Origin of the sequence: Streptomyces sp. NPDC056061 (genome assembly GCF_042266885.1) — a bacterium.
Lineage (GTDB): Bacteria > Actinomycetota > Actinomycetes > Streptomycetales > Streptomycetaceae > Streptomyces.
The window spans coordinates 39,519-51,067 of record NZ_JBHJWQ010000007.1 but is presented as its reverse complement, the minus strand read 5'-3'; the positions used below and the strand labels follow the sequence as shown (position 1 = coordinate 51,067).

Sequence of the window (11,549 nt, the reverse complement as noted above, 5' to 3'; positions counted from 1 at the left end):
TGGGACAGGTCGGACCGCGCCCCGGGCGGCGAGTGCGAAGCATGGGAAATCGGTCGAATGCGGAACGCGCCGCACGATCAAGCATGTTGACGCTCCGTAGTCGTCATCGTGTGCGCGGACGTGTGTCCGAAGGCCCGTACTCCTACCGAGGAGTACGGGCCTTCGGGGCTCTTCCGGCTCCGCTCGATGTCACCCGGCAGCCATCGGAGAGGTAGGGTCGGAGGCGGTCGGGGACATCCCTATACAACTCGCCGGCGTCGAAAACCGGCGTACCTAACGAGGAGATCGGTTCGTGACGATCCGCGTAGGCATCAACGGCTTTGGCCGCATCGGTCGTAACTACTTCCGCGCGCTGCTGGAGCAGGGTGCGGACATCGAGATCGTGGCTGTCAACGACCTGGGCGACACCGCGACCACGGCCCACCTTCTGAAGTACGACACCATCCTGGGACGTCTGAAGGCCGAGGTCAGCCACACCGCCGACAGCATCACCGTCGACGGCCACACGATCAAGGTGCTCTCCGAGCGCAACCCGGCCGACATTCCGTGGGGAGAGCTGGGCGTCGACATCGTCGTCGAGTCGACCGGCATCTTCACCAAGAAGGCGGACGCCGAGAAGCACATCGCCGGTGGCGCAAAGAAGGTCCTCATCTCGGCCCCGGCCAAGAACGAGGACATCACCATCGTGATGGGTGTCAACGAGGACACGTACGACCCGGCCAACCACCACGTCATCTCCAACGCCTCCTGCACCACCAACTGCGTGGCGCCGATGGCGAAGGTGCTGGACGAGAACTTCGGCATCGTCAAGGGCCTGATGACGACGGTCCACGCGTACACCAACGACCAGCGCATCCTGGACTTCCCGCACTCCGACCTGCGCCGCGCCCGCGCCGCCGCGGAGAACATCATCCCGACGACGACCGGTGCCGCGAAGGCCACCGCCCTGGTGCTCCCGCAGCTCAAGGGCAAGCTCGATGGCCTGGCGATGCGCGTCCCCGTCCCGACCGGCTCGGTCACCGACCTGGTCATCACGCTGGACCGCGAGGTCACCCGGGACGAGATCAACGCCGCCTTCCAGAAGGCCGCCGAGGAGGGCCCGCTCAAGGGCAAGCTGGTCTACACCCAGGACCCGATCGTCTCCTCGGACATCGTCTCGACCCCGGCCTCCTGCACCTTCGACTCGCTGCTGACCATGGCCGAGGGCACGCAGGTCAAGGTCATCGGCTGGTACGACAACGAGTGGGGCTACTCCAACCGTCTCGTCGACCTGACCGTCTTCGTCGGCCACCAGCTCTGACCCTCGAAACGGCAGGCGACACTTCGATGTGAGCACGGGGCTCGGACAGCGCGACGGCGCGCTGTCCGAGCCCCGTGGCATGCCCTCTCGCCCTCCCAAGGAGACCCAGCACCATGAAGACGATCGACGAATTCCTCGCCGAAGGAGTCGCCGGCAAGCGCGTATTCGTCCGCGCCGACCTCAACGTGCCGCTCAACGGCACCACCATCACCGACGACGGCCGTATCCGTGCCGTCCTGCCGACCGTGCGGAAGCTCGCCGCCGCGGGTGCGCGCGTCGTCGTCGCCTCGCACCTCGGCCGCCCCAAGGGCGCGCCGGACCCCGCGTTCTCCCTGGCACCCGCCGCCGTCCGGCTCGGCGAGCTCCTCGGAGCCGACGTGGCCTTCGCGACCGACACGGTCGGTGAGGCGGCGCGCGCCGCGGTGGCCGCACTCGCCGACGGCGGCGTCGCCGTCATCGAGAACCTGCGCTTCAACCCCGGTGAGACGTCGAAGGACGACGCCGAGCGCGGCGCCTTCGCCGACCGGCTCGCCGAGCTCGCCGACGTGTACGTCGGCGACGGCTTCGGGGCCGTGCACCGCAAGCACGCCTCGGTCTTCGACCTCCCGGCCCGGTTGCCGCACGCCGCCGGCTACCTGATCGCTGCCGAGGTCGCCGTGCTGAAGCGGCTCACCGAGAACGTCGAGCGCCCGTACGCCGTGGTGCTCGGCGGTTCCAAGGTCTCCGACAAGCTCGGTGTCATCGACCACCTGCTGGAGCGTGCCGACCGCATCCTCATCGGCGGCGGCATGGCATACACCTTCCTCAAGGCCCGGGGCCACGAGGTCGGCAGCTCCCTCCTCCAGGAGGACCAGATCCCGGCGGTGCTGGAGTACCTGCGGCGCGCCGAGGAGAAGGGCGTGGAGTTCCTGCTCCCGGTCGACGTCGTCGTCTCCGAGCAGTTCCCCGACCTCGCGGCCCAGGCGCCCACGGAGCACCGCACGGTTGCCGCGGACGCGATCCCGGCCGGTTTCCTGGGCCTGGACAACGGCCCGGAGACCAACAAGCTGTACGCCTCGAAGCTCGCCGACGCGGCCACCGTCTTCTGGAACGGCCCCATGGGCGTCTTCGAGCACCCCGACTACGCCGAGGGCACCCGGGCCGTCGCCCAGGCCCTCGCCGACTCATCGGGCTTCAGCGTGGTGGGCGGCGGCGACTCCGCCGCGGCCGTCCGCACCCTGGGCTTCGACGAAAACGCATTCGGACACATCTCGACCGGTGGCGGTGCCAGCCTCGAATACCTCGAGGGCAAGACGCTTCCCGGCCTCGCCGCTCTGGAGGACTGACCTTTCATGACTGCTCGTACCCCGCTCATGGCGGGCAACTGGAAGATGAACCTCAACCACCTGGAGGCCATCGCCCACGTCCAGAAGCTCGCCTTCGCCCTTTCCGACAAGGACTACGACGTCGTCGAGGCCGCGGTTCTGGTGCCGTTCACCGACCTGCGCTCCGTGCAGACCCTGGTCGACGGCGACAAGCTGCGGATCACCTACGGCGCCCAGGACATCTCGGCGCACGACTCCGGCGCGTACACCGGTGAGATCTCCGGCCCGATGCTCGCCAAGCTGAAGTGCACCTATGTCGCCGTCGGGCACAGCGAGCGCCGCCAGTACCACGCCGAGACCGACGAGGTCTGCAACGGCAAGGTGAAGGCCGCGTACAAGCACGGCTTGACCCCGATCCTCTGCGTCGGCGAGGAACTGGACGTCCGTGAGGCCGGCGACCACGTCGCGCACACGCTCTCCCAGGTCGACGGCGGCCTCAAGGACATCCCCGCCGAGCAGGCCGAGTCGATCGTGATCGCGTACGAGCCGGTCTGGGCCATCGGCACTGGCAAGGTCTGCGGTGCCGACGACGCGCAGGAGGTCTGCGCCGCGATCCGCGGACGCCTCGCCGAGCTGTACTCCCAGGAGCTCGCCGACAAGGTCCGCATCCAGTACGGCGGCTCCGTGAAGTCCGGGAACGTCGCCGAGATCATGGCGCAGCCCGACGTGGACGGCGCGCTGGTCGGCGGCGCCTCGCTCGACGCCGACGAGTTCGTCAAGATCATTCGCTTCCGCGACCAGTGAGTATGCGGTAGCGCCGATCCGTCGTACCCTTGCGGGGGCCGGGCAGGACACACCCTGCCGGCCCCCGTTGCTCGCAATGCAGTCCAGAGGATTCCGGAAAGTAGGGACCAGCCGTGATTTTGGGGTTCGAGATCGCCCTGATCGTCTTCAGCCTGCTGCTGATGCTGCTGGTGCTGATGCACAAGGGCAAGGGCGGCGGTCTCTCCGACATGTTCGGTGGCGGCATGCAGTCGTCCGTGGGCGGTTCCTCGGTGGCGGAGCGGAACCTCGACCGGATCACGGTGGTCGTGGGCCTGCTCTGGTTCGCGTGCATCGTCGCGCTCGGTCTGCTGATCAAGCTGGACTGACGCGGCATACGCGAATCCCGGTGAGGGTGTAACTCCTTTCACTGGACGCGCGTTGGGCCTTACGTAGACTGGGGCATCTTCGAGCACCATCACGCAGGGAGTTACGACCGTGGCAAGTGGCAACGCGATCCGGGGAAGCCGGGTCGGGGCGGGGCCGATGGGGGAGGCCGAGCGGGGCGAGTCCGCGCCGCGCCTCCGCATCTCCTTCTGGTGCTCGAACGGGCACGAGACGCAGCCGAGCTTCGCCAGTGACGCGCAGGTACCGGAGACATGGGACTGCCCGCGCTGTGGTTTCCCGGCCGGTCAGGACCGGGACAGCCCGCCCGACCCGCCGCGCACCGAACCGTACAAGACACACCTCGCGTACGTGCGCGAGCGGCGCAGCGACGCCGACGGCGAGGCCATCCTCGCCGAGGCCCTGGCGAAACTCCGGGGCGAGATCTAGTGCCGTGACGGCATGAGGAATTGACCGGCCGGGCACCCACGGGGTGTCCGGCCGGACCACTTGTGCGTGCCGCAGTTCTCAGCCGCGTCGTCAACCCCTCCGATCAATTAGGTTGGGAGGTCGGCGGGGCATCTGCAAGCACGAGAAGAAGTGGGCTGATATCCGGGATGAACACTCCGAACCGAACCAGGCTCGACCGGACCCCCCAGTGGACGGCTCTGGGCAAGCACCGCGAGCAGCTCGGGACGACGCATCTGCGGGAGCTCTTCGCGAACGACCCGGAGCGCGGTACCCGCTATACGCTCCAGGTGGGCGACCTGTACGTCGACCACTCCAAGCACCTGGTCACCGACGAGACGATGCGGCTGCTCCGCGATCTCGCCGCGGCAACCGGGGTCGCCGAGTTGCGGGACGCGATGTTCCGCGGCGAGAAGATCAACACCACCGAGGACCGGGCCGTCCTGCACACCGCGCTGCGCGCCCCGCGCGACGCGGTGATCGAGGTCGATGGCGAGAACGTGGTGCCGGGTGTGCACGCCGTCCTCGACAAGATGGCCGCATTCTCCGACCGGATCCGTTCGGGGGAGTGGACCGGTCATACCGGCAAGCGCATCAGGAACATCGTCAACGTCGGTATCGGCGGCTCCGACCTCGGCCCCGCCATGGCGTACGAGGCACTGCGCACCTTCACCGACCGCGCGCTCACCGTCCGTTTCGTGTCGAACGTCGACGGCGCCGATCTGCACGAGGCCGTGCGCGATCTCGACCCGGCCGAGACGCTGTTCGTCATCGCGTCGAAGACCTTCACCACGATCGAGACCGTCACCAACGCCACCTCCGCCCGCAGCTGGCTGCTGAACGGGCTGAACGCCAGTCAGGAAGCGGTCGCCGACCACTTCGTGGCGCTGTCCACCAATGCCGAGAAGGTCGCGGACTTCGGCATCGACACCGCCAACATGTTCGAGTTCTGGGACTGGGTGGGCGGCCGCTACTCCTTCGACTCCGCCATCGGCCTCTCGCTGATGATCGCCATCGGGCCGGACCGCTTCCGCGAGATGCTCGACGGTTTCCATCTCGTCGACGAGCATTTCCGCACCGCGCCCGCCGAGGCCAACGTCCCTCTGCTGATGGGGCTGTTGGGTGTCTGGTACGGGGCGTTCTTCGACGCGCAGTCCCACGCCGTGCTGCCCTACAGCCACTATCTGTCCAAGTTCACCGCGTACTTGCAGCAGTTGGACATGGAGTCCAACGGCAAGTCCGTGGACCGGGACGGCAACCCCGTCGACTGGCAGACCGGACCCGTCGTCTGGGGCACCCCCGGCACCAACGGCCAGCACGCCTATTACCAGTTGATCCACCAGGGCACCCAGGTCATCCCGGCCGACTTCATCGGCTTCGCCGAGCCGGTCGTCGGCCTGGAGCCCGGCCTGGCCGCCCAGCACGACCTGCTGATGGCCAACTTCTTCGCCCAGACCCAGGCCCTGGCCTTCGGCAGGACGCCGACCGAGGTCCGCGCCGAGGGCGTCGCCGAGGAGTTGGTGCCGCACAAGACCTTCAGGGGCAACCACCCGACGACGACGATCCTCGCCGACCGGCTGACCCCGTCCGTCCTCGGCCAGCTCATCGCGCTGTACGAGCACAAGGTCTTCGTCCAGGGCGCCGTCTGGAACATCGACTCCTTCGACCAGTGGGGCGTCGAACTCGGCAAGGTGCTCGCCAGGAAGATCGAGCCGGTGCTCACCGGGGGCGAGGAGGGCGAGCACCTGGACAGCTCCACCGCCGCCCTCGTCCAGGCGTACCGCGCCCGCAGGGGGCGCTGAGCCGATGCGCACGGGGGAGCGGACCGTGCGGCTGAGGCCGCCGAAGAACACCCTGGACCCGAGGGCGGTCGGCTGGTGGCGGGCCCAGTGGCTCCTGCTGACCGCGGTGCCGGTGGCCGTCCTGGCCGTGCTGGGTGCACTCATCGGCCCCGCCCGGTTCTGGCTGCTGCTGCCCGCGGCCGTCCTCGCGGTCCTCGGCGTCGGCTGCGCCGTCCTGTTCCCCCTGTGGTGGTTCCGCACGCACCGCTGGGAGGTCACCGACCAGGCGGTCTACGTCAGGACGGGCGTGCTGCGGCAGGAGTGGCGGATCGCCCCGATGTCCCGCATCCAGACCGTGGACACGGTGCGCGGACCGCTCGAACAGCTCTACCGGCTCGCCACCGTCACCGTGACCACCGCCTCCGCCAGGGGCGCGGTACGGATCGAGGGACTGAGCCACGAACTGGCGGCGGAACTCGCCGAACGCCTCACCCGGATCACCCAGGACACGCCCGGGGACGCCACATGAGTGCCCCCGCAGCCGTGCCCCCGGCCGCGGCGGACGACGACGGCGACGGCTCCCGTCCGGCCGGGGCACCGGCCGCCGAGTGGCGGCGGCTGGACCGGCGCACGGTCCTGGTCAGCGGGCTCCTCACGGCCGGAGTGGCGCTGGGTGCGGCGGTGCCCGCCACGCTCGGGCTGTCCGGACGGTTCGGGCTCGGTGCCGCGGTCGCCTGGGTGCTCGCCGGTGCGTTCGTGCTGATCGGCGGCGCCGCGGCCGGCGACTGGGTGCGGTGGCACCGGACCCGCTACCGCATCGGGGTCGACCGGGTCGAGCTGCACACCGGGCTGATCCTGCTCAAGAAGCGGTCCCTGGCCCGCGAGCGGGTCCGCAGCGTCGACCTCACCGCCCATCCGCTGCAACGCGTCCTCGGCCTGGTCACGGTCCGCATCGGCACCGGCGAGCACTCCGGCAACGACTCCACCCTGGAACTCGACCCGGTGTCCCGGGCGGAGGGCGAACGGCTCCGTCGCGAACTGCTGGAACGTGCCGGCACCCGAACCCCGGGCACCCACCGCGAGGGCGTCCTCGCCGCGCTGGACCCGCGCTGGATCCGCTACGCGCCGGTCTCGTTCGTCGCCCCCGCGCTCGGCAGCGCGGCGGTCGGGGCGGTGATGCAGGTCAGTGACTGGTTCGGGGCGCAGGGGAAGGTGATCGGCTGGGTCGGCGACCGGTTCCGGGACACCGCGCTGCCCGTCGTGATCGTGGTTCTCGCCGCCGCCGTGGTGGCCGCCGGGGTCGTCGGCGCACTCGGCCTGTGGGTCGAGATGTGGTGGAACTACCGGCTGGAGCGCGAACCGGGCGGCACCCTGCGCATCCGGCGCGGGCTGCTGACCTCCCGATCCGTCTCCGTCGAGGAGCGCCGGCTGCGCGGCGTCGACCTCGTCGAGCCGCTCGGCGTCCGGCTGTTCGGTGCCGCCCGGGTCGACGCGATCACCACCGGACTCGCCAAGGACGACGAGGACCAGCACGGCGACCACAACACCCTGCTGCCCGCCGCGCCCCGGCCGTTCGCCGACGCGGTGGCCGCCGACGTCCTGCGCGAGCCGGTCCCGCCGACCGGTGCCGTCCTGACCGGGCACCCCCGCGCGGCCCGCGGACGGCGGGTGCGCCGCGCGCTGGGGGCGGTGGCCGTGCCCGTGACCGTCCTCGCCGCCCTGGGGGCGTTCCTGACCCCCGTCCTGCTCTGGATCGCGCTCGGCTGCGCGCTCGTGGGACTGCCGATCGGGCTGTTCCTCGCCCGGGACGCCTACCGGGGCCTGGGGCACGCACTGAGCGGCGACTACCTGGTGGTGCGCTCCGGAACGGTCCGTCGTTCCACCGCCGCGCTGGAGCGGGCCGGGGTGATCGGCTGGACGGTCCGGCAGACCTACTTCCAGCGGCGGTCGGGGGTGCTGAACATCGTCGCGACGACGGCGGCCGGATCGGGTGCGTACACGGCCCGCGACGCGGACGCCGACGAGGGGCTCGAATTTGCCGCGCAGGCCGTACCGGGCCTGCTGGAGCCCTTTCTGGAACGCGTCCCGCCGACGGGCCGGCCGCTGGACGGCGGCTGAGGACCGGGCCCGCGGGACAGCCGGTACGCCCGCGGGCCCGGCCGCTCCGAGGAGCGAACCGGGCCCGCGGGCACAGGTGGTGACGGTCAATCAGGAAGACGCCGGAGGGTACAGGGCCCGCGGCAGCTGCGAGGCCGCCGCCGCGTCCAGCAGCCACAGGGTGCGGGCGCGTCCGTAGGCACCGGCCGCCGGGGCCTGGATCTCCCCGGCGCCCGAGAGCGCGATCTCGGCGGCCCGTGCCTTGTCCTCGCCCGCGGCGAGCAGCCACACCTCACGCGCCGCCCGGATCGCGGGCAGCGTCAGCGAGACCCGGGTGGGCGGCGGCTTGGGGGCGCCGTGCACACCGACGACGGTGCGCTCGGTCTCCCGCACCGCGGGCAGCTCCGGGAAGAGCGACGCCACGTGCGTGTCCGGGCCGACGCCCAGCATCAGCACGTCGAAGGTCGGCACCGGACCGTGGTCCTCCGGACCGGCCGCCGCGGCCAGCTCGGCGGCATAGGCGGCCGCCGCCGCGTCGGCGTCGCTGCCCCAGGGACCGTCGGAGGCGGGCATGGCGTGCACCCGCGACGGGTCGAGGTCCACCGCGTCCAGCAGCGCTTCGCGGGCCTGGGTCACGTTGCGTTCGGGGTCGCCCTCCGGCAGGAACCGTTCGTCGCCCCACCACAGATCGAGCCGTGACCAGTCGATGGCGTCCCGGGCGGGCGCGGCGGCGAGGGCGGCCAGCAGGCCGTTGCCGTTGCGCCCGCCGGTGAGGACCACCGACGCATAGCCGCGTGCGGCCTGGGCGTCCACCACCTTGGTGATCAGCCGGGCTGCGGCGGCCTGCGCCATCAGCTCCTTGTCGCGGTGCACGACGAGTTGAGGGGCACTCACTTCGCTGCCGCCTTCTTGGCCGGTGCCTTCTTCGCGGGGGCCGGGGCGGGCTCGGCGGACTTCGGCCCGTCGGACTTCGGCTCGGCCGCCTTCGGCCGCTCCGGTCCGCCGAGCTTCTCCACGCCGAACTTCACCGTCGCCTCGTAGGTGTTGTCCGGGTCCAGACGCCGCAGCTCCTCCGCGAGCAGCTCGGCGGTGTCCCGGCGCTTGAGCGCCACCGCGCGGTCCGGCTGGTTCTGCATCGAGAGCGTGGCCAGCGAGCCGTCCGGACGGTCCAGGACGATGACGCCGTTCTTGGTCTCCATCCGCACGGCCGTCAGACCGGGTCCGCCGGACAGGGTGCGCTCCACCGGAACCTTCAGCCGGTCCGCCAGCCACATGGCGAGCAACTCGCAGCTCGGGTTCTCCGACTCGCCCTCGACCGTCGCCGCGACGACCTCGACGTGCTGCTGGTCGAGCGCCGCCGCCAGCATCGAGCGCCACGGCGTGATCCGGGTCCAGGACAGGTCGGTGTCGCCCGGGGCGTACGAACGGCCGCGCATCGCGAGTTCGTCACCGGGGTGCTCGGCCGAGTACGCGTCCGTGATCCGGCGCTGTGCGAGCGCGCCCAGCGGGTCCTTCGACGGCTGCTCCGGGGCGTCCTGCGGCCACCAGACCACGACCGGGGCGTCCGGCAGCAGCAGCGGCAGGACCACCGACTGCGCGTGGTTGGCAAGTTCGCCGTGCAGACGCAGCACCACCGTCTCGCCGGTGCCCGCGTCGGAACCGACCCGCACCTCGGCGTCGAGCCGGGCGTCCCGGCGGCTGCGCGGCGAGCGGGCGGCCCGCTTGATCACCGCGATGATCCGCGAGGGGTGCTCGCGCGAGGCGTCGCCCGCCGACTTGAGGGCGTCGTACGCGTTCTCCTCGTCGGTGACGATGACCAGGGTGAGCACCATGCCGATCGCCGGGGTGCCGATGGCACGACGGGCCGCCACCAGCGCCTGGTTGATCTTGCTGGAAGTGGTCTCCGTGAGATCGATCTTCATGGCCGGCGCCAGCTCCGTCCGTCTCGTGCGAGCATCTCGTCGGCCTCGGCCGGGCCCCAGGTGCCCGCCGGGTACTGCGCGGGCTTGCCGTGCTTGTCCCAGTACTCCTCGATCGGGTCGAGGATGTTCCAGGAGAGTTCGACCTCCTGGTGCCGCGGGAAGAGGTTCGCGTCGCCGAGCAGCACATCGAGGATGAGCCGCTCGTACGCCTCCGGGCTGGACTCGGTGAAGGACTCGCCGTACGCGAAGTCCATCGTGACGTCCCGGACCTCCATCGAGGTGCCGGGCACCTTCGAACCGAACCGCACCGTCACGCCCTCGTCCGGCTGGACCCGGATGACCAGGGCGTTGCCGCCCAGCTCCTCGGTCGCGCCGGACTCGAACGGCAGGTACGGGGCGCGCTTGAAGACGACCGCGATCTCCGTGACCCGGCGGCCGAGCCGCTTTCCGGTGCGGAGGTAGAACGGCACGCCTGCCCAGCGGCGGTTGTTGATCGTCAGCTTGATCGCGGCGTAGGTGTCGGTCGTCGACCCGGGGTCGATGCCGTCCTCCTCCAGATAGCCGAGGACCTCCTCGCCGCCCTGCCAGGCGTGGGCGTACTGGCCGCGCACCGTGTGCTTGCCCAGGTCCTCCGGCAGCTCCACGGCCGCGAGCACCTTGAGCTTCTCGGCGACCAGGGCCTTCGGGTGGAAGGAGCCGGGCTCCTCCATGGCCGTCAGCGCCAGCAGCTGGAGCAGGTGGTTCTGGATGACGTCACGGGCGGCGCCGATGCCGTCGTAGTAGCCGGCCCGGCCGCCGATGCCGATGTCCTCGGCCATCGTGATCTGGATGTGGTCGACGTACGACCTGTTCCAGATCGGCTCGAACATGGTGTTGGCGAACCGCAGCGCCAGGATGTTCTGGACCGTCTCCTTGCCCAGGTAGTGGTCGATGCGGAAGACCTCGTTGGGCGGGAAGACGTCGTGCACGATCCGGTTGAGCTCCTGCGCGCTCTTCAGGTCGTGCCCGAAGGGCTTCTCGATGACGGCACGCCGCCAGGAGCCCTCCTTCTGGTCCGCGAGGCCGTGCTTCTTGAGCTGCTGCACGACCTTGGGGAAGAACTTCGGCGGCACGGACAGGTAGAAGGCGAAGTTGCCGCCCGTGCCCTGTGCCTTGTCGAGCTCCTGGATCGTGGCCTTCAGCGTCTCGAACGCCTCGTCGTCGTCGAAGTTGCCCTGGACGAAGCGCATCCCCTGGATGAGCTGCTGCCAGACCTCCTCGCGGAACGGCGTGCGGGCGTGCTGCTTGACGGCGTCGTGGACCTCCTGGGTGAAGTCCTCGTCCTGCCATTCACGACGCGCGAAACCCACGAGTGAGAAGCCCGGCGGCAGCAGGCCGCGATTGGCCAGGTCGTAGACGGCGGGCATCAGCTTTTTGCGGGACAAATCGCCCGTGACGCCGAAGATCACCAGCCCCGACGGCCCCGCGATGCGCGGGAGCCGTCGGTCCTGGGGGTCACGAAGCGGATTGGCTCCGGGAACACCGGACAAGG

Annotated in this window: 11 protein-coding genes; 8 read left to right on the top strand and 3 right to left on the bottom strand. The window is 70.4% G+C overall.

All coding sequences use genetic code 11. The features are described from left to right. Positions 1 to 292 precede the first annotated feature (292 nt). The 8 genes from gap (at position 293) to ACFC79_RS13230 (ending at position 8,117) form a co-directional block, all read left to right on the top strand. On the top strand, positions 293 to 1,300 hold the full coding sequence (gene gap, locus ACFC79_RS13265) for a type I glyceraldehyde-3-phosphate dehydrogenase (RefSeq protein ID WP_376239070.1): 1,008 nt from the start codon (positions 293 to 295) through the stop codon (positions 1,298 to 1,300). A 113-nt stretch (positions 1,301 to 1,413) separates the two neighbouring features. Continuing rightward, positions 1,414 to 2,625 (top strand): phosphoglycerate kinase, encoded by a 1,212-nt coding sequence (locus tag ACFC79_RS13260; protein ID WP_376239068.1) that lies wholly within the window; start codon positions 1,414 to 1,416, stop codon positions 2,623 to 2,625. Positions 2,626 to 2,631: 6 nt separating this feature from the next. After that, positions 2,632 to 3,408: a triose-phosphate isomerase gene (tpiA, locus tag ACFC79_RS13255; RefSeq protein WP_376239066.1), complete on the top strand. Its 777-nt coding sequence runs from the start codon at positions 2,632 to 2,634 to the stop codon at positions 3,406 to 3,408. 113 nt (positions 3,409 to 3,521) lie between these two features. After that, positions 3,522 to 3,755: a preprotein translocase subunit SecG gene (gene secG, locus ACFC79_RS13250; protein ID WP_376239063.1), complete on the top strand. Its 234-nt coding sequence runs from the start codon at positions 3,522 to 3,524 to the stop codon at positions 3,753 to 3,755. Positions 3,756 to 3,864: 109 nt separating this feature from the next. Continuing rightward, positions 3,865 to 4,200 carry an RNA polymerase-binding protein RbpA gene (locus tag ACFC79_RS13245; protein ID WP_072483070.1) on the top strand — a complete coding sequence of 112 codons (336 nt, stop codon included), beginning with the start codon at positions 3,865 to 3,867 and terminating at the stop codon, positions 4,198 to 4,200. A 167-nt stretch (positions 4,201 to 4,367) separates the two neighbouring features. Continuing rightward, the gene (gene pgi, locus ACFC79_RS13240; RefSeq protein WP_376239060.1) at positions 4,368 to 6,020 is read left to right on the top strand and encodes a glucose-6-phosphate isomerase; all 1,653 of its coding nucleotides are present in this window, start codon (positions 4,368 to 4,370) and stop codon (positions 6,018 to 6,020) included. A 4-nt stretch (positions 6,021 to 6,024) separates the two neighbouring features. Further along, positions 6,025 to 6,528, top strand: a complete 504-nt coding sequence (locus tag ACFC79_RS13235; RefSeq protein ID WP_376239058.1) for a PH domain-containing protein — start codon at positions 6,025 to 6,027, stop codon at positions 6,526 to 6,528. Then, on the top strand, positions 6,525 to 8,117 hold the full coding sequence (locus tag ACFC79_RS13230; protein WP_376239055.1) for a PH domain-containing protein: 1,593 nt from the start codon (positions 6,525 to 6,527) through the stop codon (positions 8,115 to 8,117). The genes ACFC79_RS13235 and ACFC79_RS13230 overlap by 4 nt, the downstream gene beginning before the upstream one ends. Positions 8,118 to 8,207: 90 nt before the next feature. On the opposite strand, the gene pgl is transcribed toward ACFC79_RS13230, so the two are convergent. Genes pgl through zwf form a run of 3 tightly spaced genes read right to left on the bottom strand, consistent with a single transcriptional unit; the run spans position 8,208 to position 11,547 of the window. Continuing rightward, positions 8,208 to 8,990 (bottom strand): 6-phosphogluconolactonase, encoded by a 783-nt coding sequence (gene pgl / locus ACFC79_RS13225; RefSeq protein WP_376239053.1) that lies wholly within the window; start codon positions 8,988 to 8,990, stop codon positions 8,208 to 8,210. Continuing rightward, complete coding sequence (gene opcA / locus ACFC79_RS13220) at positions 8,987 to 10,018, bottom strand: glucose-6-phosphate dehydrogenase assembly protein OpcA (protein ID WP_376239051.1); 1,032 nt, start codon at positions 10,016 to 10,018, stop codon at positions 8,987 to 8,989. The genes pgl and opcA overlap by 4 nt, the downstream gene beginning before the upstream one ends. Next, positions 10,015 to 11,547: a glucose-6-phosphate dehydrogenase gene (gene zwf, locus ACFC79_RS13215; protein WP_376239048.1), complete on the bottom strand. Its 1,533-nt coding sequence runs from the start codon at positions 11,545 to 11,547 to the stop codon at positions 10,015 to 10,017. The genes opcA and zwf overlap by 4 nt, the downstream gene beginning before the upstream one ends. Positions 11,548 to 11,549: the final 2 nt, after the last annotated feature.

What these genes read in the sequence shown, in the direction of transcription:
- tpiA (WP_376239066.1), top strand. Translation starts at nt 2,632, where the DNA reads ATGACTGCTCGTACCCCGCTCATGGCGGGCAACTGGAAGATGAACCTC.
- pgi (WP_376239060.1), top strand. Translation starts at nt 4,368, where the DNA reads ATGAACACTCCGAACCGAACCAGGCTCGACCGGACCCCCCAGTGGACG.
- opcA (WP_376239051.1), bottom strand. Translation starts at nt 10,018, where the DNA reads ATGAAGATCGATCTCACGGAGACCACTTCCAGCAAGATCAACCAGGCG.
- ACFC79_RS13230 (WP_376239055.1), top strand. Translation starts at nt 6,525, where the DNA reads ATGAGTGCCCCCGCAGCCGTGCCCCCGGCCGCGGCGGACGACGACGGC.
- ACFC79_RS13235 (WP_376239058.1), top strand. Translation starts at nt 6,025, where the DNA reads ATGCGCACGGGGGAGCGGACCGTGCGGCTGAGGCCGCCGAAGAACACC.
- ACFC79_RS13260 (WP_376239068.1), top strand. Translation starts at nt 1,414, where the DNA reads ATGAAGACGATCGACGAATTCCTCGCCGAAGGAGTCGCCGGCAAGCGC.